Annotated in this window: 21 protein-coding genes; 14 read left to right on the top strand and 7 right to left on the bottom strand. The window is 70.7% G+C overall.

All coding sequences use genetic code 11. The features are described from left to right. Nucleotides 1-120: 120 nt before the first annotated feature. Genes AB0I59_RS33355 through AB0I59_RS33345 form a run of 3 tightly spaced genes read left to right on the top strand, consistent with a single transcriptional unit; the run spans nucleotide 121 to nucleotide 3,601 of the window. A complete protein-coding gene (locus AB0I59_RS33355) occupies nucleotides 121-990 on the top strand; it encodes a branched-chain amino acid ABC transporter permease (RefSeq protein WP_061259198.1) in 870 nt (289 codons plus the stop codon). Further along, nucleotides 990-2,867, top strand: coding sequence for a branched-chain amino acid ABC transporter ATP-binding protein/permease (locus AB0I59_RS33350; protein WP_061259199.1), 1,878 nt, complete (start codon nucleotides 990-992; stop codon nucleotides 2,865-2,867). The genes AB0I59_RS33355 and AB0I59_RS33350 overlap by 1 nt, the downstream gene beginning before the upstream one ends. Beyond that, on the top strand, nucleotides 2,864-3,601 hold the full coding sequence (locus AB0I59_RS33345) for an ABC transporter ATP-binding protein (protein WP_358139212.1): 738 nt from the start codon (nucleotides 2,864-2,866) through the stop codon (nucleotides 3,599-3,601). Before AB0I59_RS33350 ends, AB0I59_RS33345 begins: the two co-directional genes overlap by 4 nt. A 151-nt stretch (nucleotides 3,602-3,752) precedes the next feature. Here the strand turns inward: AB0I59_RS33345 and AB0I59_RS33340 are convergent, their stop codons facing one another. From AB0I59_RS33340 to AB0I59_RS33320, 5 genes are all read right to left on the bottom strand, one after another. Further along, nucleotides 3,753-4,277, bottom strand: coding sequence for an SMI1/KNR4 family protein (locus tag AB0I59_RS33340; RefSeq protein ID WP_061259200.1), 525 nt, complete (start codon nucleotides 4,275-4,277; stop codon nucleotides 3,753-3,755). 154 nt (nucleotides 4,278-4,431) lie between these two features. Beyond that, on the bottom strand, nucleotides 4,432-5,178 hold the full coding sequence (locus tag AB0I59_RS33335) for a hypothetical protein (RefSeq protein ID WP_358139208.1): 747 nt from the start codon (nucleotides 5,176-5,178) through the stop codon (nucleotides 4,432-4,434). 105 nt (nucleotides 5,179-5,283) lie between these two features. Further along, the gene (locus AB0I59_RS33330) at nucleotides 5,284-6,525 is read right to left on the bottom strand and encodes a DUF4437 domain-containing protein (protein WP_358139205.1); all 1,242 of its coding nucleotides are present in this window, start codon (nucleotides 6,523-6,525) and stop codon (nucleotides 5,284-5,286) included. Between the two features lie 102 nt (nucleotides 6,526-6,627). Beyond that, complete coding sequence (locus AB0I59_RS33325; protein ID WP_061259202.1) at nucleotides 6,628-8,187, bottom strand: class I adenylate-forming enzyme family protein; 1,560 nt, start codon at nucleotides 8,185-8,187, stop codon at nucleotides 6,628-6,630. Between the two features lie 71 nt (nucleotides 8,188-8,258). After that, nucleotides 8,259-9,230 (bottom strand): VOC family protein, encoded by a 972-nt coding sequence (locus AB0I59_RS33320; protein ID WP_061259203.1) that lies wholly within the window; start codon nucleotides 9,228-9,230, stop codon nucleotides 8,259-8,261. Between the two features lie 138 nt (nucleotides 9,231-9,368). Here AB0I59_RS33320 and AB0I59_RS33315 point away from each other — a divergent pair, with 138 nt between their 5' ends. The 7 genes from AB0I59_RS33315 to AB0I59_RS33285 all read left to right on the top strand — a co-directional run bounded on the left by AB0I59_RS33315 (nucleotide 9,369) and on the right by AB0I59_RS33285 (nucleotide 16,569). Continuing rightward, nucleotides 9,369-9,818 carry a hypothetical protein gene (locus AB0I59_RS33315; protein WP_061259204.1) on the top strand — a complete coding sequence of 150 codons (450 nt, stop codon included), beginning with the start codon at nucleotides 9,369-9,371 and terminating at the stop codon, nucleotides 9,816-9,818. 255 nt (nucleotides 9,819-10,073) lie between these two features. Then, nucleotides 10,074-11,042 carry an ABC transporter permease gene (locus tag AB0I59_RS33310; RefSeq protein ID WP_061259205.1) on the top strand — a complete coding sequence of 323 codons (969 nt, stop codon included), beginning with the start codon at nucleotides 10,074-10,076 and terminating at the stop codon, nucleotides 11,040-11,042. 59 nt (nucleotides 11,043-11,101) lie between these two features. Beyond that, the gene (locus AB0I59_RS33305) at nucleotides 11,102-11,938 is read left to right on the top strand and encodes an ABC transporter permease (RefSeq protein WP_358139200.1); all 837 of its coding nucleotides are present in this window, start codon (nucleotides 11,102-11,104) and stop codon (nucleotides 11,936-11,938) included. Nucleotides 11,939-11,998: 60 nt separating this feature from the next. Next, complete coding sequence (locus tag AB0I59_RS33300) at nucleotides 11,999-13,552, top strand: ABC transporter substrate-binding protein (protein WP_358139197.1); 1,554 nt, start codon at nucleotides 11,999-12,001, stop codon at nucleotides 13,550-13,552. After that, nucleotides 13,552-14,547: an ABC transporter ATP-binding protein gene (locus tag AB0I59_RS33295; protein WP_061259208.1), complete on the top strand. Its 996-nt coding sequence runs from the start codon at nucleotides 13,552-13,554 to the stop codon at nucleotides 14,545-14,547. Before AB0I59_RS33300 ends, AB0I59_RS33295 begins: the two co-directional genes overlap by 1 nt. Continuing rightward, nucleotides 14,544-15,497, top strand: coding sequence for an oligopeptide/dipeptide ABC transporter ATP-binding protein (locus AB0I59_RS33290; RefSeq protein WP_358139194.1), 954 nt, complete (start codon nucleotides 14,544-14,546; stop codon nucleotides 15,495-15,497). The genes AB0I59_RS33295 and AB0I59_RS33290 overlap by 4 nt, the downstream gene beginning before the upstream one ends. Nucleotides 15,498-15,525: 28 nt before the next feature. Continuing rightward, nucleotides 15,526-16,569, top strand: coding sequence for a nitrilase-related carbon-nitrogen hydrolase (locus AB0I59_RS33285; RefSeq protein ID WP_061259210.1), 1,044 nt, complete (start codon nucleotides 15,526-15,528; stop codon nucleotides 16,567-16,569). On the opposite strand, the gene AB0I59_RS33280 is transcribed toward AB0I59_RS33285, so the two are convergent. Continuing rightward, nucleotides 16,555-19,851: an AfsR/SARP family transcriptional regulator gene (locus tag AB0I59_RS33280; protein WP_358139191.1), complete on the bottom strand. Its 3,297-nt coding sequence runs from the start codon at nucleotides 19,849-19,851 to the stop codon at nucleotides 16,555-16,557. The genes AB0I59_RS33285 and AB0I59_RS33280 overlap by 15 nt on opposite strands. A gap of 144 nt (nucleotides 19,852-19,995) precedes the next feature. Here AB0I59_RS33280 and AB0I59_RS33275 point away from each other — a divergent pair, with 144 nt between their 5' ends. From AB0I59_RS33275 to AB0I59_RS33265, 3 genes are all read left to right on the top strand, one after another. Then, nucleotides 19,996-20,559, top strand: coding sequence for an NADPH-dependent FMN reductase (locus AB0I59_RS33275; protein ID WP_308066804.1), 564 nt, complete (start codon nucleotides 19,996-19,998; stop codon nucleotides 20,557-20,559). Continuing rightward, nucleotides 20,556-21,212 (top strand): dihydrofolate reductase family protein, encoded by a 657-nt coding sequence (locus tag AB0I59_RS33270; RefSeq protein ID WP_358139188.1) that lies wholly within the window; start codon nucleotides 20,556-20,558, stop codon nucleotides 21,210-21,212. The genes AB0I59_RS33275 and AB0I59_RS33270 overlap by 4 nt, the downstream gene beginning before the upstream one ends. A 126-nt stretch (nucleotides 21,213-21,338) precedes the next feature. Further along, the gene (locus AB0I59_RS33265) at nucleotides 21,339-21,959 is read left to right on the top strand and encodes a hypothetical protein (protein ID WP_358139186.1); all 621 of its coding nucleotides are present in this window, start codon (nucleotides 21,339-21,341) and stop codon (nucleotides 21,957-21,959) included. A gap of 22 nt (nucleotides 21,960-21,981) precedes the next feature. Here the strand turns inward: AB0I59_RS33265 and AB0I59_RS33260 are convergent, their stop codons facing one another. Beyond that, entirely contained in the window at nucleotides 21,982-22,353 is a 372-nt protein-coding gene (locus tag AB0I59_RS33260; RefSeq protein ID WP_358139183.1) for a (2Fe-2S) ferredoxin domain-containing protein, read from the bottom strand. Nucleotides 22,354-22,662: 309 nt separating this feature from the next. On the opposite strand from AB0I59_RS33260, the gene AB0I59_RS33255 reads away from it, so the two are divergent. Continuing rightward, complete coding sequence (locus tag AB0I59_RS33255; protein WP_358139180.1) at nucleotides 22,663-24,204, top strand: cobyric acid synthase; 1,542 nt, start codon at nucleotides 22,663-22,665, stop codon at nucleotides 24,202-24,204. Nucleotides 24,205-24,241: the final 37 nt, after the last annotated feature.

Genomic DNA, 24,241 nt, shown 5'->3' with positions numbered 1-24,241 from the left:
GGCTCTGAAACGTCAGACCTATTGACAGTCTGGCGATCATGAGCCAATGTTTCCCCAACCCTGTTCCGTTATGCGGAACAGGGTTCGTCAACCTCTGAAACACCAAGAGGAGCAGTGCAGATGAGCCCCGAGGCGATCATCGATGGACTGTTCGCCGGTTCCGTCTACGCCCTAGTCGCACTCGCCCTGGCCATCGTTTTCCAGCCGACCCGGATCATGAACTTCGCGCAGGGTGAGGCCGTGATCCTCGGCGCCGCCGTCGCGTACCAGATCGTCGCGCTCGAGAAACTGGGCTGGGCCGTCACCCTCGGCGTCACCATCGTGCTGGCCGCTTTGATGGGCCTGCTCATGGAACGCATGATCATGCTACCAGTCCGCATGTCCGGCTCACGCTACGCGTGGATCATCGCGACCCTGGCGGCGGCGCTGATCTTCCAGTCGTTGTTCAACCTCGGCTACTTCGACGTGGACGCCCTGCGGCCGAACCCGGTCGTCGCGGGCGGCTTCCAGGTGGCCGGCATCACCGTGGAATGGCAGGAGGCGCTGACCATCGTCGTCGCCCTGGCCGTGATGGCGGGCTACGACCTCTTCCTGCGGAGGTCCACGTACGGGCGCGCGATCCGGGCCACCGCGCACAGCTCCGAGACCTCGGTCCTCATGGGCATCCCGGTCCAGCGCATCGTCGTGCTGTCGTTCGTGATCGGCGCGGTCATCACCGCCATCGCGGGCATGCTCGCCGCCCCGGTGATCTTCGTGGCGCCGGCGACCGGCCTGATGTTCACCATCAAGGGCTTCACCGCCGCGGTGATCGGAGGAGTCGGGTCACCGCGCGGAGCGCTCGTCGGCGGCATGATCGTCGGCGTTCTCGACACCGTCGTCCGGAGCGTGGTCGGCGGCTCCATCGGCAACTTCGCCGTGTTCGCCGCGCTCGCGGTGATTCTCGTCGTTTTCCCGTCCGGACTGTTCGGCAAGCCCATGGAGGCGCACTGATGGCAACGGTGGACTCTTCCCCCGGAGGCGTCGGCTCTCCCGGATCCGTGTTCGACTCGGCGGCCTACCACCGCGCGCGTACCGTGGTCCTCGCCGTCCTCTCGGTCGCCGTCATCGGCGTGCTGCTCGCGTGGCCGGCCATCACGGACTACTACAGCTACAACGCGTCGTACTACAACGGCATCGTCGCCTCGGCCGCGATCAGCGCGATCCTGACCATCTCCCTGAACCTGTCCATGGGGTACGGCGGGATGTTGTCGATGCTGCACTCCGGACTGCAACTCGCCGGCGGCTACGCCACCGGATATCTCGTGGTCAAGCTGAGCGGCTCGTGGCTGCTCGGCATCGCCGCCTCCGTGGCCGTCGGCACCGTGGTCGCGATGCTGGTCCTGCTGGTCAGCCTGCGGGCGACCTATCTGTACTTCGGCATGATCACCCTGGCCGCCAACCTGATCGTCATCGAGGTCGGGCGCGAGTGGGAGTCCGTCACCGGCGGCATCGTCGGCGTCAGCGGCATCGCCCCCAAGCTGGGCGACGAGTTCATGTCGAAGCAGGCCTTCTACTACGTGGTGCTCGCCTGCCTCGCCGTTGCGTACATCCTGCAGCGCAACCTCGTGCGCAGCGGCGTCGGCCGCGCCTCGATGGCGGTGCGCGAGTCCTCCGACACCGCCTCGGCGATGGGCATCTCGCCCGCGCGCGCCAAGCTCCTGCTCTTCGGCGTCTGCGGCGGCACGGCCGGCCTGTCCGGCGCGCTGTACGCGTTGCAGCTCGGCTTCATCAACCCCGACGTCGGCCTGCTCGACAACGGCATCATCTTCTTCGTCGGCCTCTTCCTCGGCGGCATCTCCACCCTGATCGGGCCGCTGATCGGCGTCGGCCTCATCGCCGTGCTGGTCGAGCTCATCAAGGATCAGGCGCGGTACACCACGCTGGTGCTCGGCGTCCTGCTCCTGGTCGCCATGATGGTGATCCCGCGCGGCGTCGTCGGCACCTGGAAGGCGTCCAGGATGGGCCGCGACCGGCTGGCCGAAGCGGACGACGAGACGCTGCCGGACGAGGTCCCCGACGTGGTGCCCGAGGTGCGCGACGTCCCCGACGGGGTGGCCGCGCTCGAAGGCAGCGGCATCGTGAAGCACTTCGGCGGTGTGCACGCCCTCGACGGCGTGGACGTCCGGATCATGCCGGGCACCGTCCACGGGATCATCGGACCCAACGGATCGGGCAAGTCCACGCTGGTCTCCTGCCTGACCCGCTACCACCAGATCGACGCCGGACAGGTACGGATCTTCGGCGAGGAGGCCCCGCACGCCGCCCACCGCGTCGCCCACGCGGGAGTGACCCGCGTCTTCCAGGTCCCGCACCTCTTCGAACGGGTCAGCGTCCTCGACAACGTGCTCACGGGCATGCGCACGCGCGAGACGTACTCCTGGTTCGGCGCCCTCGTGCGCTCGCCCTCCTATCGCCGCCAGGACCGGACCGAGAGGGAGGAGGCCAGGGAGCTGCTCGCCTTCGCCGGGCTCGCGTCCCGTGCCGACTGGCTCGCCTCGTCCCTCTCCCACGGCCAGAAGCGGCTGCTCGAAGTGGTGCGCGCGGTGGCCAGCAGGCCGAAGGTACTCATCCTGGACGAGCCCGCCACCGGCCTGACGTCCGACGAGCTCGACGCCCTCGGACGGCTGTGCCGGGTACTGCGCGAGCGCGGGCTCGCGGTCGTGCTCATCGAGCACAACGTCGACTTCGTGATGGGGCTCTGCGACGAGCTCACCGTCCTGGAGAGCGGCAAGGTGATCGAGCGCGGCACCCCGGAGAAGGTGCGCAACTCGGCGGCGGTCCTCGAGGCGTACCTCGGCCGCCCCGACCTCGTGGAGGAGGCGTCATGAGCAGACTGCTCGAACTGTCCGGGCTGACCGCGGGCTACGGAGGCGTACGCGCCCTCGACGGGCTCGACCTGCACGTCGACGAAGGGGAGTTCGTGGTGCTCCTCGGCCCCAACGGGGCCGGCAAGACGACCACGATGAAGACCGTCTCCGGTCTGCTGAAGCCCGTGTCCGGGCAGATGCGGTTCGCCGGGCAGGACCTGGCGAAGGTCGCGGCCTGGCGCCGTCCCGCCCTCGGGCTCGGCCACGTGCCCGAAGGCCGGCAGATCTTCCCCGACCACACCGTCCTAGAGAACCTCGCCCTCGGCGGCTTCCCGACCCGGCGGCGCAAGGCGGAGACCGACCGCAGGCGCGACGAGATGCTGGAGATCTTCCCCCGGCTGGCCGAGCGCAGCTCCCAGCTCGCCGGCACGCTGTCCGGGGGAGAGGCCCAGATGCTCGCGATCGCCCGCGCGCTGATGGCGGCGCCCCGGCTCCTCATGCTGGACGAGCCGTCGCTCGGCCTGGCCCCGCTCAAGGTCGCCGAGCTGTTCGGCTATCTCAAGCGGCTGCACGACGAGCGCGGGCTGACCATCCTGCTCGTCGAGCAGCAGGCCAGCACCGCGCTCCGGCTCGCCGACCGCGGATACGTGCTGGAGCGCGGCCGGGTGGCCGTCGAGGGCACCGGCGCCGAGTTGCGGGAGGACCCCAGGGTCCAGGCCGCCTACCTCGGCCAGCTCCGCCAGGAAGCCGGCTGATCCCACCCGTCGCTCCGCCCGGCGGTAACCGTCGGGCGTGGCGCCCCGGCAGGCGGCGCAGAACGCAGAGGCCGGTTCCGATCGTCGGAACCGGCCTTTCGCGTGACCGGTGTAGCCGGCTTTCTGGTGGGGGCCGCGCGCCGGCGCGGCCTCAGTCGAGATATTCGCGCAGGACGCGTTCGGCGAATTCGAAGAACGTTTCGATCTGACCCGTCTCAGCGTCGAACTCGGGTGTCCATCCCAGGTCCCAGTACGACCAGACCGTGCCCTGGAGCGGTCCGCTGAGCACCAGGCACGCGAACCCTTCTCCCGCCGAGCCGCCATAGATCGGCAGCGCACCGTCGCATGGCCCCTCGATCGCCCGGCTCTCACCCGCCCGGACACGTTTCACCAGGTCGGCGGCTTGCTGTGGAGAAAACGGGAAGGGGGCGCCCGGCTGATCCTGGCCCTCCGCCAGCAGCAGGAGCCCATCCGCGGGTGACCACAGCGGTTCGTAGCCCGTGTCCTCCTCACCGCGTGTCACCGAGGTGATGAACGTCCGGTACTCCTCAGGGAGTCGCACGCCGATCTGTTCTTCGACCTCTCCGACCTCCTCCTCGCTCATGGGGGGCAGGAAGACGAAGTCGTTGTCAGCGGCCTCGATGTCGAGGACAAGCTGCCGGATTCTCTCAAGCACTTCGCGCGGCTCTCCGAACTGATGAGGTTCTCATCGGAGTGGTGACGGCAGGTGGTGGGAACCGCGCAACAGTACCGGGAGTCCCCTGGGAGCCGCGCGGGCATGGAAAAGCCCCCACGGTCGTCCCGGTGGGGGCTGTCGGGGTGGACGGGGATCAGCCGAAGGCGGTGGTGCCGGGCTTGACCACGCCGAGGAACGCGGCCACGAGGACCAGGAACCAGATCGCGTAGACGTACGGCAGGCAGGAGCGTACGGAGTGCCGGATCTGGTGCTCGACCTCGGGAGTGGAACCCTCGGTCACCAGCTTGCCGAAGGCCGGGCCGAACGGGCTGAGCTGACGGCGGATCATCACGCCGGACAGAATGCACAGCGCGTACGCGGCGACCTTGGCGGCCAGCCACTTCGGGTTGGTGGTGACGCCGAACGGCTCGGCGGTGAAGAAGACGTACCCGGAGCCGGCGAGCAGCACCACGGCCAGGCCGTACCGGACGATCAGGTCGAGCTTCTGCACCACCGTGCCGAGCGGGGTCGCGCCGCGCGTGTAGTCGTAGACGACCAGCACCAGCCAGCACAGCGCGGCCACCCATGTCAGGGCGAGGAGCCAGCCCGGGAAGACGTCCTCGCCGAACGGGCTCAGCGACATGAGCGTGACACCGCTCGGCAGGAAGAGGACGAGGCAGATCCTGGGCGCCATGTCCACGGCGTGCATGATCTTGGCGGCGACCGAGCGGGCCGGCGTCGGCAGTTCGGAGCGGAGGATGAACCGGCTGGAGTAGAAGACGCCGATGTCGCTGCCGAGCCAGTAGACGAAGAGCACGATGTGCAACAGGATCGCCAGGCTGTACGCGTTGAGGCCGTGTACCGGCTCCATGGTCGTCGCGAGGGGCATGGGGAGGGGCATGAGGTGACGCTCCGGTGATATGGCCGTGGCCGGACCCAGAGGCCCGGCCACGGTGTTCGCAAGGTGCACGAGCGGTGCGATGAGGGGTGCGTGAGGGGCGGACGGCTACATGCCGTCGCCGTCCCAGCGGCCGCGGGAGCGGCTGCGGACGGGGAGGCTGGAGATGATGGGCGCCGGGATGTGGTCGCCCGGCTTCCACGCCCGTCCGTGGGCCCAGTTGTGCGCGCCCTCGTCGGTGCGCTCGTCGGCGTGCCCCAGGGACGCGGGGTCCGCGCCCCAGTCCAGCGCCGGCACGTCGTGGTCATGGCCGTGGTCGTGGTCGTGGTCGTGCCCATGGTCGTCGCCGTGGCCGCCCTGGAGGCGCGCGGCGTCGAGGGCCTTGGCGATGGCCAGGATGCTGCGGTCGACGCCCTGTCCGTGCTGGACGTACTCGGCGTCGGGCTGGCCCTGGTCGCGCTGGAACTGCCAGGCGGCGGTGAGGTCGGCGATGTCCTTCTCGCTCCGCCAGGTGGGGCCGGAGCCGAGGTCGTGCGAGGACTGCGACCACCGCATACGACCGCCGTCGGGGCCGTAGTTGACGGCCTCGCCGCCCCAGCGGAACCACTCGTTCTGGGTGTACCAGTTCTGCAGTTCGCCGTCGGAGCGCAGCAACCAGGTGGCCCCGCCCTCCATGGTGGTGAAGTGGCCGTGCTTCACGCGGGCGGGGCGGAAAAAGTACGTGCCGAGGTCCAGGGTGCCGAAGTTGTACTCCATGTGGCCCTGGGTGGTGTACGCCTCCTCGTAGCAGGGGTGGTGCGCGAGCCGGTGGTCGGCCCAGCCCTCCTGGGCGTGCACCAGGCGGGTGTAGAAGCCGGTCGCCGGGTCGACGTGCAGGTACTTGATGAACAGGCCGGGCATGGGTCCGGGGTTCGGCACCGCGTCCCAGTTCATGGCCTCGCTGTCGATGACGATGACGTCCTCGCGCGCGTCCGCCCAGCGCGGGGCGTTCAGGCTGTCCACGGCGTCGAAGCCGGCGTCGCCGTACTCGCGGTAGTGCAGGATCCGGGTGCCCTCGGCGAAGGTGATCGCGTCGGTGGGGACGCCCTGCGGCGCGTAGACGTAGCCGCCCTTGCCGATCTCGCGGCCGCCGTACGTCATCGAGCCTTCGAGCACGTAGTACTCGGTGTTGGCGTGGTGGATGCCCGGCCCGCGGCCCCAATCGGTGTGGAAGTCGATCCGGAGCGACGAGGAGCCGTCCTCCTCGTCGACGGACAGGCGGCGCTCGCTGGCCCGCCCCTCACCGTTGACGAGCTCGGCGCCGTGCCACACATAGTCGTCTTCCTGGATCAGCTCGACATGGGGGCGCACTGTGATGTCCTTCCGCTGGCCTCAAAACTGTATGTTCCGCTATGCGAAACGGCGTTTCTATCAGATTGAGGGTAATTGTCTGAGGTATTGAGGGTCAAGGGGTCAGGCGCCGATCGCCGGGGGCTTGAGGTCGCGCTTGACGATCTTTCCGGCCGCGTTCCGGGGAAGAGTCGTGACGACCTCCCAGCGCTTGGGCACCTTGTAGCCCGCCAGGCTGGTACGGCAGTGCGCCTCCAGGCCGGCGAGCAGGCCGGGGTCGACGGTCGGTCCGGCGGCCCCGCCGCGGAGGACGACGTACGCCATGACCTCCTCGCCCCACGTCTCGGACGGGACGCCGACCACCGCCGCCTCGGCGATCGACTCGTGCGCCGCCAGCACGTCCTCGACCTCGCGGGGGTAGACGTTGATCCCGCCCGAAATGATCATGTCCTTCTTGCGGTCGATGATGTGGATGTAGCCCTCGTCATCGCGCACCACGATGTCACCGCAGGTCAGGAAGCCGTCATCCGTGGTGCACTCGTCGGTCGCCGCGGGGTTCCGGTGGTAGCCGTTCATCAGGAACGGGGAGCGGCTGAACAGTTCCCCGGGCTGTCCCGGCTCGACCGGATCGCCGTCCTCGTCGACGATCCGCAACTCCGTCATGTACCAGGCGTGGCCGACCGACCCCGGCTTGCGGTGCTGGTCCGCCGGGCGGAGGTTGGTCACGATGCCCGCCTCGGTGGAGCCGTACAGCTCGTGCACGCCGCAGGCGGGGAACGTCTCCATGACCCACTGCTTGAGCGGCCAGGGCAGCGCGGCGGCGTTGAAGTACAGCGTGTCGAGGCTGCTCAGGTCCCTCGCCGCCAGCTTCCCGCCGTCCAGCGCGCGGAGCATCTGCGCGTGCGTCGGCACCAGGAAGGCGGACTGGGCACGGTCCCGCTCGACGAGGTGCAGCAGCGCCTCAGGATCCCACTTGCGCAGCATCGTGACCGTGCCGCCGGTGTAGACCGGGGCGTACCCGAAGGCGAAGCCGGCGCCGTGGTACATGGGCGCCACCGCGACCGACACCCTGCCGGTGCCGAGTCCCCACTCCATGGCGGAGCAGTAGAACGTCAGGGACCGGCTCCGGTGGCTGATCAGCACACCCTTGGGCCGTCCGGTCGTACCCGACGTGTACGTGATGCAGAACGGGTCGAGTTCGTCCACCCGCACCGCGGGGTCCACCGCCCGCGCGCCGGCGAGCGCGTCCTCGTACGCCGGGCCGATCTGGGTGCCGTCGATGGAGAGCGTGACCAGGCGCGACTCCTCGACCGCGTCGCCCACCACGGAGGCGAGGGCGTCGTCCAGGATGACCGCACCCGCGCCCGAGTGCTCCAGGATGTACCGCGCCTCGCCCGGGGTGAGGCGGGGGTTGAGCGGCACCATGAGCAGGCCCGCCTTGGCGATCCCGGCCGCGATCTCCGGGTATTCGAGCCGGTTCCCGAGCAGTACCGCGACAGGCCGGCCGGGCGTGAGACCCCGCGCCAGGAGCGAGGCGGCCAGGCGGTTCGAGCGTTCGTCGAGCGCGGCGTAGGTGAGGGCGCGGTCGCCGTCGATCACCGCAGTCGCCCGGGGGGTGGCGCGGGCGAACTCCCGTACGCCGCCCGCGATCGACAGAGGAGCACCTCCACGATGGACGGGCATGCTACTTCCTTCCGTGAAGCCGTAGATGGTGCGACATATTGGAACAACGTTTCATCAGGTAGGGCAAGGGGTCAGTCGCGGGGCTGCCACAGCGTGACCGAGACGCCGTTCGGGGTGTCGGCGGTGGCAACGATCGCGCGCCCGTGCAGCGGGTCGTCGGTCTCGACCGGAGAGGTCAGCACCCGTCCGCCGGTCCTGCGGACGCTCTCCAGCGCCGCCTCCAGGTCCCGGGTGCGGACCGACCAGCCGCTGTGGCCGAGCGAGCGGGCCGGACGCTGGGTCGCCCGGCGGTCCACGCCGTGCTCGCCCGCGGCCGACGTGACCTCGATGCGGGCGGTCTTCTCCCCGGCGAGGAAGGCCAGGCGCATCTTGGTGCCCGCGGGCAGCCCGGCCACCTTGTCGAAGCCGGGGGAGGAGAAGACCACGTCGTACCAGACCGCCATGCCCAGACCCTCGGGTCCCCAGAAGCCCACCTCGGCGTCGGCGTCGGGGACGTGGCAGACGACCGAAGTCAGCTCGGTGTACGACCGCTCGGGGTCGGCGGCCCACGCCTCGGTGCCGCGTACGGCGGCGGGCTGGACGAAGACCACGACCGTCCCGTCCGGGGCCGGGCACACGCCCTGCGTGACCTGGACCTCGCGCTCGCCGACCGCGACGCCGTACGTGGTGGGCGGGGTGGCCCAGTCCCGGCCGGACCGGCCGAGTTCGGCGTGCGCGGCCTCGATGTCGCGGGCGTACATGTCGATCCCGACCAGGCCGACGTCGAGGTTGTGCGGCGGGTCGGCGGGCGCGATCGGCTCCGGCACGCGTACCAGGTGGATCCGCCCGGTGCCGGCTCCGGCGGCGGCCAGCGCGATGGCCTCGACGTCCGCGGGGCCCGAGGCCCACAGCGCGTCGGCGACGGCCCCGGGGACGACGCCTTCCGCGGCCACCTCGTAGCCCAGTTCGCCGACGAAGAAGTCCAGGTGGGGGCCGAACTCGGTGACGCCGACGATGGCGGCGGTGATGCCCTCGACCAGTGGCTGCGGGGTTGTCTCGGTCACGGTGATCCCTTCTCAACGTGTCTGTTCCTTCTATCGGAACACTGTTCCATTCAATCCGAGATCACGCTAGGCTCGCCGCCGACGGCCTGTCAACGGCCCGTTCACCACTCCGCGATCACCTGTGACCAGGGAGGACCTATGCGCGCGGCGCTTTCCGGGATGCCGATCATCAGCAAGCACCTCGGCGAATGGCGGGGCGAGTACATCCACATCGCCGCCGACGGCACCATCGTCGACCGGCACGCGTCCCACCTGTACTGCCGAGTCCCCGAGGACGGCTCGTACGACATCCTGCAGACGAACACCTACACCTGGGCGGACGGCCGGGAGGAGGCGTTCGACTTCGGCGGGAAGCTCGACGCCGACGGTGTCTGCCACTTCGACACCGACCGCATCATCGGCGAGATGAGCCAGGTCGACGACCAGACGATCGTGCTGACGTGGTCGTACAAGAACGACCCGGACAACTACCTGTACGAGCTGATCCAGCTCTCCCGTGACGGCCTGCACAAGTGCCGTACCTGGCAGTGGATGGACGGCGACCGCCTGGTCAAGCGCACTGTCATCAACGAGACCAAGGTCGCCTGAACCCGCGTCAGCGCCTCGTCCGCGTCCCGGTGTCCTCTGCGGCGCCTCCGGGGCGCGGCGGACCCTCGTCGGCCTCCGTCGAACCGGGGATGAATCAGAGGTGAATCGGAGGTGAACCGGGACGGCGTTCCGTGAGATCCGGCAATTCCGTCTGGCCTCTTCCGCACCCCCCTTCCCGCAACTACTATTCCGCTCACGGAAATCATGTTCCGTTTCGCGGAACACGCGATGCCTATACACAAATGAGGACCCGGGATGCTTCGGTATGTCGGACGTCGGGTCGCCGGCCTCGCGCTGGTCCTGCTCATCGTCTTGACGCTCGTCTTCTTCATGCTCAGGGCCGCCCCCGGCGGGCCGGTCGACGCCTATCTCGGGATGAACCCCACCCCCGAGAAGCGGGCCGAAGTGGAGCACCGCTTCGGTCTCGATCAGCCCATCTGGGTGCAGTACGCCAAGTTCCTGGGCAATCTCGCCTCCGGCGACCTCGGTAACTCGCTCTTCAGTGACCGGCCGGTGAGCGCCATCATCGGGGAGCGGCTGCCGGTCACCCTCGAACTCAGTCTGGCCGCCTTCCTCTTCTGGGTCGTGGTCGGTCTCGCCGCCGGAGCGCTCGCCGCCCGCAGGCGCGACTCGTTCGTGGACGGGCTCGTCCGCGTGGGCAGCGTCGTCGCGCTGTCCATCCCGAGCTTCTGGCTGGCGCTCGTCCTGGTCGTCGTCTTCGGGCTCTACATCAAGGGGGTGCTGCCCTCCAGCGGCTGGGTGCCCTTCACCGAGGATCCGTGGGAGAACCTGCGCGGCGTGGTGTTACCGGCCTTCGCCCTCGGACTCGGCTCGGGTGCGGTCATCGCCCGTACGCTGCGCGCGTCCATGATCGAGACGACGCGGGCGGACTACGTGTCCTTCGCCCGCGCCATGGGGATGCCCGAGCGCCGCGTCCTGCGCCGGATCACGCTGCGCAACGCGATCATCCCGACGGCGACCGTGATCGGGCTCATGCTCGGCGTGTTCGTCAGCGGGACCGTGCTCGTGGAGAACGTGTTCAACATCCCCGGGATCGGCCAGACCATAGTCGGCGCGTTCCGCCAGCACGACTATCCGCTGGCCATCGCCTGCACGCTGATCACCGCCACGGTGTTCCTCGTCGCCAACCTGGTCGTCGATCTCCTCTACTTCGTGCTCAACCCCCGGATTCGCGCCGGGTTCCTGAACGGGACGGCTCGCTAGACATGGTGATGACCCGAGTGCTCCCACGCTCCCGGACCTCCCGGCTCAGGGTGCCGCGGATGTCCGCGCTGACCTGGAGCGGCCTGGTCCTGCTGCTGCTGTTCCTGCTGCTGGCCGTGGTCGGCCCCCTGGTCGCCGGCACGTCGACCGCCCGGACCGGTGACACCCTCGCCGCGCCGGGTGCGGCGCACCTGTTCGGCACCGACCACCTCCAGCGGGACCTGTTCGCCCGTACGGCGGAGGGCGCCAGGGTGTCGCTGCTGGTGGCGGTGGCCGGGGTCGGGTTCGGGCTGGTGGTCGCGGTTCCCGCCGGTCTGGTGGCCGGGTATTTCGGCGGCCGCTGGCCGGACGATCTGATCATGCGGATCCTGGAGGCGCTCCAGGCACTGCCGCTGTTCGTCTTCGCGCTGTTCGTCATCGGCGTCACCGGGACCGGCGACTCCCAGATCGGTCCTGTCACCCTCACCTCGACGACCAAGGTCGTGCTGCTCCTCGGCGTCGGCTTCATCCCGTACTTCGCCCGGGTGACCCGGTCGGCCACACTCGTCGAGGTCCAGGAGGACTACGTCGACGCGCTGCGGGTGGTCGGCGTCCCCCGATGGCGCATCATCGCCGGAGAGATCCTGGTCAACGTGCTGCCGCCGGTCCTGGTCCAGGCGTTCCTGTGGATCGGGGTGGCGATCTTCGCGGAGAGCGCCCTCAGCTTCCTCGGCCTCGGGATCCAGCCGCCCCAGCCCAGCCTGGGCAACATCCTCGGGGACGCGACCGGCTACATGCTGCTCGGCGCGTGGTGGTACTCGATCATCCCGGGCCTGGTCATCCTCGTCGCCACGATCGGCTTCAACCTCGTCGGGGACGGCCTCGGCGACGCTCTCGACGCTGACAACCGCCGCTGAGCCGTACCGCTCCGCACCCCCCTACACCTTTTGAGGAAATAAGTGATGATTAATCACAACATGTCCACGTTTGATCGTCGGCGGTTCCTGACGATGACCGGAGTCCTCACCGCCGGAGCGCTCGCGCTGGCCGCGTGCGGCACGGACGACTCCGCCACCGGCGGCGCGGCCAAGGAAGGCAAGAAGGTCGAGACGATCACGTTCGGCGTCGTCTCCATCTCCGACTACATGAACCCGCTGACCAACACGTCCAAGCGGGTGCACTGGATCACCGACCCGGTCGTGGAGTCCCTCTACACCTACGACGCGTCGCTGAAGTCGATCCCGCTGCTCGCCGACGGCGAGCCCGAGATCTCCGATGACGGCCTGACCTGGACGATCAAGCTGAAGCAGGGCGTGACCTTCCACAACGGCGACCCGCTCACCGCCGACGACGTGGTGGCGTCGCTCACGTTCGTCAGCAACCCCAAGAGCACGAGCGACTGGACCACGTTCTTCGCCTACTACGTCAAGAGCGCCGAGGCCGTCGACAAGCAGACCGTGAAGATCACGCTGACCACGCCGTTCGGCGTGCTCCGCTCGCACCTCACCAACCTGCCCATCGTGCACAAGGCGTTCGTGGAGCGGACCGACACCACCATGGGCACCGGCCCGTTCAAGGTGGACAAGGTGGCCCAGGGACGGCAGGTCACGCTGAGCCGCAACGACGCCTACCACGGCACCAAGCCGGAGCTGAAGGGCGTCGTCTTCGAGGCCATCCCCGACCCGGCCACCCGGCTGGTCAACCTGCGCGAAGGCAAGATCCACATCATGACCGACGTCTCCCCGGAGAGCGTCGCCCTGCTCAAGCAGGACAGCCAGATCACGGTGCACGAGGTGGACGCGCCCAGCGACATCATCACGTACTTCGTGGCGAACAAGGCGCCCTTCGACGACGTCAAGGTGCGCCAGGCGCTCGCGTACGCGATGGACCGCAAGGGCGTGCGCGACATCGTGTACGCGGGGACCGCGAAGATCGCCCAGGGTCCGGTCGGCCCGGCCGTCGAGGGCCACGACTCCTCGCTCCAGATCTACGGCGAGGCGCCCGACTACGCGAAGGCCAAGGCGCTCCTGGCCGAGGCGGGAGTGTCCTCCCTGGAGTTCACCCTGATGATCACCAGCGACGCGGTGATGAAGAACGTCGGCCAGGTGCTCGCCGAAGGCTGGAAGCAGGCCGGCATCACCTGCACCCTCGAAGTCCTCGACTTCAGCCCTTGGGTGAAGAACTGGGCGTCCGGCAAGTACCAGATGGCGATGACCGGGTTCGAGAGCGGCTTCGGCGGCGGCCGCACGGCGGTCACCGTGCTCGGCCCGATGAGCTCGAAGAACCCGCTCAACTTCGGCTACAAGAACGACGAGGTGGACAAGCTGCTCGGCGAGGCGTGGGCCACCACCGACGACGCCGCGCGCGTCGAGGCCTGCAAGAAGATCAACGGGATCCTCGCGAACGACGCCATCATGATCCCGCCGGTCTACCCCCGGCTCGTCGTGGCGCAGCGCAAGGAGATCTCGCCCCTCGACGAGAAGCTCATGGGCGTCAGCCGGGTCTCGCTTCCCCCGGTGCACTCGGTCTGATGGCGCCGGAGCCGAAGGCCGGCGGGGCGGCGGCGCCGTCCCCGGCCGGTCCCGCACTTCTGTCCGTACGGGACCTCGCCGTCACGTTCCGCACCAGGGACGGCGAGGTGCCCGCCGTGCGCGAGGTCTCCTTCGACCTGGCCCGCGGCGAGATCCTCGGCCTGGTCGGGGAGTCGGGATCGGGCAAGAGCACGCTGCTCACGGCGCTGATGCGCATGCTGCCGCGCAACGCCGGGATCACCGCCGGCCACATCGGCTTCGACGGCACCGACCTGCTGGCGCTGCGCGAGGACGGCATGCGCCGGCTGCGCGGCGACCGGATCGGCCTGATCCCGCAGCGGCCGATGACCTCGTTGTCACCGACCACGTCCGTCGGCCGTCAGCTCCGCTGGCACCTCGACGGGCTCGACGAGGGGCGGCTCAAGGAACTGCTCGGCGGTGTCGGGCTGGGCGCCGTGCTCGACCGGCTGGACAGCTATCCGTTCGAGTTCTCCGGCGGCCAGCTCCAGCGCCTGCTCATCGCCGTGGCCGCGCTCGGCAAGCAGCCCGACCTGCTGCTGGCCGACGAGCCGACCACGACGCTCGACGCCACCGTGCAGGCGCAGGTGCTGCGGCTGCTGCTGGAACTGCGCGACCGGGTCGGCCTGACGATGGTGTTCGTCACCCACGACCTGGGCGTGATCTCGCAGGTCAGCGATCGCATCGGGGTCATGTACGCCGGTCGGCTGGTCGAGGTCGCCCCGGCCCGTGAGCTGTTCGACGCGCCCAGGCACCCGTACACGCGGGCGCTGCTGGAGGCGATCCCCGGGCGGCACCGCCGGGGTGAGCCGCTGCGCTCCATTCCCGGCACGGTCACGGGCGCGAACCGGCTTCCCGGCTGCCCGTTCGCCCCGCGCTGCGCCGCCGTCGTCGACCGGTGCCACGAGGAGAACCCGGAGGTACGCGAGGTGGGAGAGTCGCTGGTGCGCTGCCATCGGGCGGGTGAGGACCTGTGAGCGCCGTCAGGGCGGAGGATCTCAGGAAGCACTACCGGATCAGGTCCGGCCGCGGGGGCGAGGACCGGGTGGTGCACGCGGTCGACGGCGTCTCGTTCGAGGTGCCCGAGGGCCGCACGCTCGCGATCATCGGAGAGTCCGGCTGCGGCAAGTCGACGATCGCCCGCATGCTGGTCCGGCTCGCGGAGCCGACCGAGGGCCGGATCCTCGTCCACGGCACCGAGGGCGTCGACCGGCGCGCGATCCAGCTCGTCTCACAGAACCCCTGGTCGGCGCTGAACCGGCGCAAGAGCATCCGCCACGCGCTGGAGCAGCCGCTGGCCGTGCACGGGCTGTACCCCGACAAGGCGGCGCGGGCCGCCCGGGTCCGCGAGCTGCTGCACCTGGTCGGCCTCACCGATGAATACCTCGGCCGCCGGCCCGGCGGCGTGAGCGGCGGAGAGCTGCAGCGCGTGACCGTCGCGAGGGCGCTGGCCGTCGAGCCGCGCGTCCTGGTGCTGGACGAGCCCACCGCCAGCCTCGATGTCAGCGTCAAGGCGCTGCTCGTGAACCTGCTGCTCGACCTGAAGCGGCGCCTCGGGCTCAGCTACGTGCTCATCACGCACGAGATCGACATCGCCCGGCACCTGGCCGACGAGGTCGCGGTCATGTACCTCGGCCGGTTCGTCGAGACGGGCGACGCCGAGCGGATCTTCTCCGCCCCCCGGCACCCCTACACCCGCGCGCTGCTCGCCGCCGTGCCGGGGCCCGGCCGGGAGCCGGCCGCGCCGCTCCAGGGCGAGGTGCCGTCCGCGGTCGCGCCGCCGTCCGGCTGCCGGTTCCACACCCGGTGCCCGATGGCCGTCGACGCCTGCGCGCGCACCGAGCCGGCGCTCGAGCCGGACCAGGACGGACGGCTGGTGGCCTGCCTCCGCGCCGACGAGCTCCTCTCGCCCGCAGAAACCGTCTGACGACAATCGCTGACAAGGAGACCAACCGATGACCGACCCCGCCGAGAGCACGGCACTCACCCAGGACACCGACGGCGGTTACCCCACCGTCCCGCTGGCCAAGGACGTCTGGACTCTCGGCGTCGTCCAGTCCCGCGTGCACCCGACACCGGACCCGTCCGGGATGAAGGCCAACCTCGACCACATGCTGCATCTGATCGACAACTCCTTCCACGTCGGGTTCGGCCCCGGCCCGGACCTGCTGTTCTTCCACGAGTTCCCGATCAGCGGCTGGGACAGGTGGACCAAGGCGGAGACCGAGCGGCGGTGCATCGAGATCCCGGGCGAGGAGACCGAGCTGATCGCCGCCAAGGCCCGGCAGTACAAGTGCTACATCGCCTTCGGCGCCTACGTCCGCGACCCGGACTGGCCGGGCCACGTGCTCAGCATCACCACGCTGATCGGCCCGGACGGCGAGATCGTGGCCAAGCACTGGAAGGCGCGCAACGTCAAGGGCGTGTTCAGCGGCTTCGAGCTGTTCACCACCACCGTGTACGACGTCCTGGACGAGTACGTCGAGAAGTACGGCCAGGACGCGGTCGTCCCGGTGGCGCGCACCCCTCTGGGCAACATCTCCATGTCCTCCACCCAGCTGGAGCCCGAGCTGTTCCGGGCCGCCGCGATCAAGGGCGCCGAGGTCTTCCTCCGTACGGCGAGCGGCAGCTTCACCGAGATCGACGTCCGGGCCTCGGCGCTGCACAACCGGGTGTACTGCGCGATCGCCAACAACTCGGTGCTCTCCGCGGAGACCAACTACTTCGAGGACACCGGCGCCGGCGGCACCGCGATCTACGGCCCGGACGGCATGGCCATCGCGGCGGCCGACAGCAAGTTCGAGAAGCTCGTCCTCGGGCAGATCCCGATCGCCTCGTTCCGGGCCAGGCACCGCCAGCCGGACATCCACTGGGACCTCTACCGGCCGGTCTTCGAGCGTTACCGGAGCCGCTTCGAGCCGAACCTCTACACGCCGTACCAGCCGGTCAGCCTGGAGGACGCCGGAGCCTACCTGAACGGCAGGTCACGCTGGCGGTAACGGAGCGACCATCAGGGAGCGCACCTCGTCGGGCGTGAGCGTCGCGCCGTGTCCGGCCTCGGCGGCGAACCGCTCCTCGCCCAGCGCCGTACGGACCCGGTCGGTGATCCGGTCGATGTCCACGCGCTCCGCGGGGGCGGGGGAGAGGGAGCCCGACGCCCGGGCCGCGGCCGCCGCGCCCAGGATCCGGGCGGCCCGGTCGTGGTGTCCGGCGAGGGACAGCGCCCCGGCCAGACCGTCCAGGACGATGGTCATGTCCCGGGCGGTGTCGAATCCGGCCGCGAGATGGAACGCCTCACGATGCAGGTCGAAGGCGGTCGCCGCGTCCCCACGCTGCTCGGCCACGAAGCCGAGCTCGATCAGCACCAGAGGCAGGTGCGGAGGCGCGGCCTGCCCGGGCTCCCGGTGCGGGGTGTGGTCCAGCACGTCACGCAGGTGGGTCTCGGCGAGGTCGAGCCTGCCGTACCTGCGCGCGGCGAACGCGAGCCCCATCTTGGCGAAGATCTGCCCGGCCTGGTGGTGCTGCTCGACGGCCAGCCGCAGCGCCCGCGCGCAGAACTCGCCCGACCCCGCGAAGTCGCCGCGCCGCAGCGCGATCCAGCCGAGCCAGGCCAGCCGCCCGCCGACCTCCGTCCACAGTTCGAGCTCCTCGGCCACGCGCAGCCCGTCCCGGTGGAGCAGTTCGGCCCGGTCGAGGTCGTCGGTCATCTCGGCCAGCGCGCCGAGCCAGCCGGTGGCCTCCAGCCGGCCCCAGCGGTCGCCGAGTTCGTCGAACAGCTCCAGGCTCCGCTCACCGTCGCGGCGCAACGCGTCGAGGTCGCCCCGGACGTGCGCGAGCTTGGCCCGCGTGGCGAGGGCCGCCGCGGTACCCCACAGGTCGCCGCGTGACCGGAAGGCGGGCAGCGCGAGGTCCAGCAGTTCCCCGGCGACGGCGAGGTCGCCCAGATCGACCCCGGTATAGGCCAGGAACCACTGTGCCCGTGCCAGCCCGCCCGGTTCGCCGGCTTCCTCGAACATGCGGAGGGCCGCGCGGCGGCGGTCCTCCCGGTCCGCGACGTCCCCCTGGAGCAGCCCGATGCCGACGTGCCAGGCCAGCGCCTCGGCCCGCCGCGCCGGGGCCACGTCACCGTCCGCGGCGGCGACGGCCAGCGCCGCCGTCAGGGACCGCCGGGCCTCGGCCAGCCGCCCGCGCAGGAACCAGTACCAGGCCATCGCGTTGACGAGGCGGAGCGCGTCGTCCGCGTTCCCGTCCCTGACGGCGGCGTTCAGCGCGGCCCGCAGGTTGGCCGCCTCCGCGTCGAGGCGGCGCAGCCAGCGCCGCTGGTCGGCCCCGTGCAGGTGCGGTACGGCCCGCTCGGCGAAGGCGATGTGGAAACGGTGGTGCCGCCGCCTGATCCGGTCGAGTTCCTCCGCCTCCTGGAGACGCTCGACGCAGTACGCCGCCACCGACTCCAGCAACCGGTAACGGGGGCCGTCGGGCCCGTCCGCCATCATCACCAGCGACCGGTCGACCAGGCGCGCGAGCAGGTCGAGAACGTCCAGGCCGTCCTCGGCGCAGACGGCCTCGGCGGCGTCCACGGTGCAGCCGTCGGCGTGTACGGCCAGCCGGCGCAGCACGACCCGCTCGGGTTCCGTCAGCAGGTCCCAGCTCCACCCGATCATCGCGGCCAGGGTCTGCTGGCGCGGCGGGGCACCTCGATGCCCCGTGGCGAGCAGCCGGAACCGGTCGTCGAGGCGCTCGACCAGGCCGTGCACGCCCAGGGCGCGCACCCTCGTCGCGGCCAGTTCCAGGGCCAGCGGTATGCCGTCCAGCCGGCGGCACAACATCGCGACCGCCGACGCGTTGTCCGTGTTCAGGGTGAATCCCCGTGCCGAGGCGGACGCGCGGGCCACGAACAACCGCACCGATCCGGCTCGCTCCAGCACCGCGACGTCGTCGGCGGCGTGGCCGGGCACCTCCAGCGGCGGAACACTCCAGACCACCTCACCGGCGAGCCCGAGCGGCTCCTGGCCGGTCGCGAGGAGCCGCAGTCCCGGGGCCGCCCGCAGCAGCCGCACCGCCAGCTCCGAGACCGGCTCGACGACGTGCTCGCAGTTGTCGAGCACCAGCAGCAGCCGCCGGGGACGGAGCGCGTCGGCCAGCCGCTCCACCGCGGTCACCGGCTCGGCCGGCTGCTCGGAGGTCGCGCCGTCCCGGACGTCGAGCACCCCCATGATCGTCTCGGCCAGCCGGGGCAGCGCGTCCTGGTCGGCCGGTCTGTCCAGCGCGGCCAGCTCGACCCACCACACGCCGTCAGGGAACGCGTCCGGCGCGGGGGACTCCGGGGATGCGCCGGGGTCCTGGTCGAACAGACACCTGGCGGCCTCCATCGCCAGCCGGGTCTTGCCCACCCCGCCGGGGCCGGTGAGCGTCACCAGCCGGTCCGTGCCCAGCCGCGCCCGGATCTCGGCGACCGCGCCGTCCCTGCCGATCAGTCCGGTGACCGGCGCGGGGAGGTTCGTGACCGGCCGCGTCGCCGGAGAGTCCGGTACGGCGGCCGCCGCCAGCGCCGGGTCCTGCGTCAGGATCGCCCGATGGAGGGCCACCAGGTCGGCGCCGGGGTCCAACCCCAGCTCGTCGGCCAGCAGCGCGCGCAGGCTCTCGTAGCCGGCGAGTGCCTCGCTCTGCCGTCCGGAACGGTAGAGGGCGCGCATGTGCACCGCGCGCAGCCTCTCCCGGAGCGGATGTTCGGCCACCAGGTGACCGAGCTCCCCGGCCAGCAGGGCGTGCTCGCCCAGCGCCAGCCGTACCTCCGCGAGGTCCTCGTGCGCGGTCAGCCGCAGTTCCGTCAGGTGGGCGGCGGCGGCACGGACGAACGGCTCGTCCGCGAAGTCGGCGAACGCCGTGCCCCGCCACAGCGCGAGCGCGTCGGACAGCAGCGCCGCCCTGCTCCTCGGGTCGTCGGCCCGGCCCGCCTCGGCGAGCAGGGACCGGAAGTCGGCGGCGTCGGTGTCGGCCTTCAGCAGGTAACCCGCCGGCTGGAGCGGGACCAGCTCGCGTCCGCCCGGCTCGGCGTCCTCCAGAACCCGGCGGAGCTGCGACACCTTGGCCGACAGCGCGCCGAGGGGGTTGCCCGGCTGGTCCTCGCCCCACAGGTCGTCGACCAGCCGGTCGGCCGGCACCGGCCGGCCCTCGTGCGCCAGCAGGTCGGCCAGCAGGGCACGGACCTTGAGCCCGGGGACGGTGACGACCTCGCCCCCCGCCCGCCACACCGCCAACGGACCCAGCACCCCAAAACGCATGCGCGCCACGATAACGCGCCTTTTCTTCGTGTCGGCGGATCTCCGTAAACCGATGCGAAAGAAGCCGTAAACGGCCTCCGGCATCGTTGGCCACGTCGGAAAACGAGCGAGAGGGGGACCGGAATGGACCAGCGGAGGCTACGGGTGGCGATCATCATCGGCAGCACCCGCAAGGGCCGGTTCGGACCCACCGTGGCCGGCTGGTTCGCCGCCAGAGCCCGCAGACGCGGCGACCTGGACGTCGACCTGGTCGACCTGGCCGAGGCCGACCTGCCGCAGACCCTCACCGACCACGAGGAGCCCGTCCCGGCGCGGGTGCGGGCGCTGGCGCCGCGGCTGACGGCCGCCGACGCCTTCGCGGTGGTCACCCCCGAGTACAACCGGAGTTTCCCCGCTCCGCTCAAGACGGCGATCGACTGGTACCACGAGGAGTGGCAGGCCAAGCCGGTCACCTTCGTCGCGTACGGCAGGGAGTCCGGTGGCCTGCGCGCCGTCGACCAGCTCCGGCAGGTCTTCACCGAGCTGCACGCCGTGGCCATCCGCGACGTGATCACACTGCCCTGCTACTGGGACCTGTTCGCCGCCGACGGCACCTGGCCCAAGGCCACCGCGGAGTGCAACGCCGCGGCCACGACCGCGCTGGACCGCCTGGTCTGGTGGGCCGGCGCGCTGCGGGACGCGCGGGACAGGTCCCCGTACATCCCGTGAGGTCCCCCTCGGGGATCTCGCCCCAGCATGACACCGTCCACGGCACCATCGACGACACGGAGAGCACCATGCGGAAGATCATCGCCTCGACCTACAGCACGCTCGACGGCTTCATCGACAACCCCCACCTGTGGTCCCTGCAGTACAACAGCCCGGACGCCATGGCGTACGCGTTCACCATGACCACCGGGTGCGACGCGCTGATGCTGGGCCGCGTCACCTACGAGGGCATGGCTCAGGCCTGGCCGAACATGGGCGGCAACCCCTACGCCGACCACGTCAACTCCATCACCAAGTACGTGGTGGCCTCCCAGCCGGTCGACACCAGCGCCTGGGACCCCACCGTCGTCATCCCCGGAGACGACCTGGCCGCGCAGGTCGCCAAAATCAAGGAGCAGGACGGCAAGGACATCCTGATCTGGGGGTGCGGCCGGCTCACCGACGCGCTGATGGAGCACGGCCTCCTGGACGAGTACCGGATCTGGCTCTACCCCGTCATCCGCGGCGAGGGCGAGCGCCTGTTCCGCGAGGGCACCGAGGCGACCCTGGAGCTCGCGGACTCCACGGCGTTCGAGTCCGGCGTCGTCGTCAACACCTACCGGCCGGTGAGCGCGGGCGGGGACGCGGGCGCGGAGGAGCCCGTCTCCGGCTGATCGGGCCGAGGGGGTCACGCCCCGCCACGCCCCGCCCGGACGCCATGGGCGCGTCCGCGGCGGGGCGGTGGCACGCCGGACCCAGGGGTGCTCTGGCGGTATGCGGGGATCGATACGATCACCGCCATGATGCGCAAAATGATCACGTTGGCCGCTGTGGCCGGAGTCGCCGTGTCGGTGGCTCAGGTGCCCGCGTCCGCGTCCTCTTCTTCCGTTTTATCCTCCTCCGCTTCGTCGTCCTCCACCGACGCCACCACGCCGCTGGCCCTGCGCGGCGGCCTGACCCTGGACCTGCCGAGCTCGTGGCAGGTGTACGGCGGCGGTGACCAGATCCGCGTGGTGACCGGTGCCTGCGCGCGGCCCAGGAGCCACTATTTCGAGCCGAAGTGCCGCAGCTTCTGGGTGATGGGGACGCAGGCGATCAGGACCGGTGGTGAGGGCTTCCAGACGTACAACCCCAACCAGGGGCCGTTCTACCCGGCGGTGGACGTGGCGCCGTGCGCGACGAACCCCTCGCTCGGCCAGGTTCTCGGCAAGGCCGTCGCCGTCGGCTACCGCGCCGTGGGCGCGGGGCACAAGGCCCACTACCGGGTGTGGCCCGGCCGCTGCGTGCGCTACGACAACGGAGAGCAGAAGTCGACGTTCAAGCAGCGCGAGTGGTACCTGCCGAAGGAACGCATCCTGATCGTCGACCAGTGGGGGACGCCGGGACTGGCCACCGTCCTGAAGAACGCCGCCTGGCACTGACGGCGGCGGGATCCCGGCGCGATCACCGCGAGGTGCGTGACCGGCGGGTACGGACCCCGCGCGGCGGTGTGAAGACGTAGAGCGTGAGGATGTCCGGCAAATCGGCCACCCCCGGGCCTCCGGCACGGACCCAGACCGCGATGTCCTCGGTGGCCATCGCGTCGTTGACCAGGCCGAACCACACCGGCCGGCCGCCCGCGGCACGCCCCTCCGACGACGGCTGGACGACGATCACGTTGGCCTGCTCGCACACGAGCAGGCAGGGGGTGACCCGGACCTCGGCGACCTCCGACAGACGGCGGACCTGCTCGGCGTGGTCGACGCCGGTCACCTTGGCCGTGCCGCAGCAGCAGTCACGGCAGACGGCGATCCTGCAGGGAACCGGACGCCTCATGGACGCAGGAGCCGGTCGCCGGTCCGCCGGGCACCCGATCCGTGCTCCGCGACCATGCTGTCACTCATCGTGGCCCCCCGGCGCCGTCGTACGGCGCACGCCATCCGAGCGCGGCCGGTTCCGGGGTCCAGCATCGCTCAGCCTCGGTATTCGCCCAGGTAGGCACGCTGAAGGCCGGGCGCGATGATGATCGCTTCCCGGTGGAGGACCGGCCTCCCCGGGCAGCGATCACCGTGCCCGGCGGGGCCGGAACGCCGGGCGATAGCGTGAGCACCCTCCGAATCACCTTCCGATCACGAGGAGGACGGGTTGAAGGGCGCGTTGCTGGTCGCGGGGACCACGTCGGACGCCGGGAAGAGCGTCGTCACGGCCGGGATCTGCCGCTGGCTGGCCAGGCAGGGCGTCCGGGTGGCGCCGTTCAAGGCGCAGAACATGTCGCTCAACTCGTTCGTCACCGGCGACGGCGCGGAGATCGGCCGGGCGCAGGCGGTGCAGGCGGCGGCCTGCGGCCTGGAGCCGTCCGCCGACATGAACCCGATCCTCCTCAAACCCGGCAGTGATCGGCGCAGCCAGGTCGTCGTGCGCGGCCGCCCTATGGCCGACGTGGACGCGATGGAGTACGGCGCGCTCAAGGACCGGTTGCGCACGGTCGCGGTCGAGGCGCTCGACCGGCTGCGGTCGCGGTACGACGTGGTGGTCTGCGAGGGCGCGGGCAGCCCCGCCGAGATCAATCTGCGCCGGGGCGACATCGCCAACATGGGTCTGGCCCAGGCCGCCAGGTTGCCCGTCATCGTCGTCGGGGACATCGACAGGGGCGGCGTCTTCGCCTCCATGTACGGCACGCTCGCCCTGCTCGACGCCGCTGACCAGTCGCTCGTCGCGGGATTCGTGGTCAACAAGTTCAGAGGAGCGCGCGAACTGCTGGAGCCGGGGCTCGACACACTCCGCGAGCTGACCGGCCGTGAGGTCTACGGGGTGCTCCCGTGGCTGGACGGGCTGTGGATGGACGTGGAGGACTCGCTCGCCCTGGACAACCGGCCGCCGGTGGCGGCGCCCGGCGGGCGCACCCTGCGGGTGGCCGTCGTCAGGCTGCCGCGGATCTCCAACTTCACCGACGTGGACGCGCTGGCCGGTGAGCCGGGGGTGGTGGTCCGCTTCGTGACCTCGGCCGCCGAACTGGACGACGCCGATCTCGTGGTCCTGCCCGGGTCCCGTGCCACCGTGTCCGACCTCGCCTGGCTGCGCTCCTCGGGGCTGGCGGAGGCCGTACGCGATCGGGCAGCGCGGGGGAGACCGGTGCTGGGCATCTGCGGCGGCTACCAGATGCTGGCCCGGACGATCAGGGACGACGTGGAGTCGGGCGCCGGGCTGGTGGAGGGGCTCGGCCTGCTGCCCGCGTCGGTCGAGTTCGCGGCGGGCAAGACCCTCGCGCGCCCGGTGGGCGAGGCGTACGGCTGCCAGGTGTCCGCGTACGAGATCCACCACGGCACGGTGACGGTGGATCCGCGCCCGGCCGCCCGGCCCGGCGGGGATCGGGGAACTCCGGGCCGGAACGGCCACCATGAGGCGGAGCCGTTCCTCGACGGCTGCCGCGTGGGCGCGGTGTGGGGGACGACCTGGCACGGTGCCCTGGAGAACGACGGCTTCCGCAGGGCGTTCCTCGCGGACGTCGCGGCGGTTGCCGGGCGGGACTTCACCCCCTCACCGGACACGTCGTTCTCCGCGCTGCGCGAGGCCAGGCTGGACGCGCTCGGCGACCTGGTCGGGACGTACATGGACACCGCGGCGCTGGTGCGGCTGATCGAGAGCGGGGCCCCGGGCGGCCTTCGGCTGTTGCCCCCGGGCGCGTGAGCGGTCGGCGCTCCCCAGGCCGGGGGTTCCGGCGATC

The organism is Microtetraspora glauca (assembly GCF_040656155.1).
Classification (GTDB): domain Bacteria; phylum Actinomycetota; class Actinomycetes; order Streptosporangiales; family Streptosporangiaceae; genus Microtetraspora; species Microtetraspora glauca.
The sequence above is the reverse complement of the archived record's forward strand: the minus strand, read 5'-3'. Positions and strand labels throughout refer to the sequence as shown.

Coding starts and splice junctions, on each gene's coding strand:
- AB0I59_RS33325 (WP_061259202.1), bottom strand. CDS start 8,187: ATGCCCGTCCATCGTGGAGGTGCTCCTCTGTCGATCGCGGGCGGCGTA.
- AB0I59_RS33265 (WP_358139186.1), top strand. CDS start 21,339: ATGATGCGCAAAATGATCACGTTGGCCGCTGTGGCCGGAGTCGCCGTG.
- AB0I59_RS33315 (WP_061259204.1), top strand. CDS start 9,369: ATGCGCGCGGCGCTTTCCGGGATGCCGATCATCAGCAAGCACCTCGGC.
- AB0I59_RS33345 (WP_358139212.1), top strand. CDS start 2,864: ATGAGCAGACTGCTCGAACTGTCCGGGCTGACCGCGGGCTACGGAGGC.
- AB0I59_RS33280 (WP_358139191.1), bottom strand. CDS start 19,851: ATGCGTTTTGGGGTGCTGGGTCCGTTGGCGGTGTGGCGGGCGGGGGGC.
- AB0I59_RS33355 (WP_061259198.1), top strand. CDS start 121: ATGAGCCCCGAGGCGATCATCGATGGACTGTTCGCCGGTTCCGTCTAC.
- AB0I59_RS33260 (WP_358139183.1), bottom strand. CDS start 22,353: ATGAGGCGTCCGGTTCCCTGCAGGATCGCCGTCTGCCGTGACTGCTGC.
- AB0I59_RS33335 (WP_358139208.1), bottom strand. CDS start 5,178: ATGCCCCTCCCCATGCCCCTCGCGACGACCATGGAGCCGGTACACGGC.
- AB0I59_RS33310 (WP_061259205.1), top strand. CDS start 10,074: ATGCTTCGGTATGTCGGACGTCGGGTCGCCGGCCTCGCGCTGGTCCTG.
- AB0I59_RS33295 (WP_061259208.1), top strand. CDS start 13,552: ATGGCGCCGGAGCCGAAGGCCGGCGGGGCGGCGGCGCCGTCCCCGGCC.
- AB0I59_RS33305 (WP_358139200.1), top strand. CDS start 11,102: ATGTCCGCGCTGACCTGGAGCGGCCTGGTCCTGCTGCTGCTGTTCCTG.
- AB0I59_RS33285 (WP_061259210.1), top strand. CDS start 15,526: ATGACCGACCCCGCCGAGAGCACGGCACTCACCCAGGACACCGACGGC.
- AB0I59_RS33300 (WP_358139197.1), top strand. CDS start 11,999: ATGTCCACGTTTGATCGTCGGCGGTTCCTGACGATGACCGGAGTCCTC.
- AB0I59_RS33350 (WP_061259199.1), top strand. CDS start 990: ATGGCAACGGTGGACTCTTCCCCCGGAGGCGTCGGCTCTCCCGGATCC.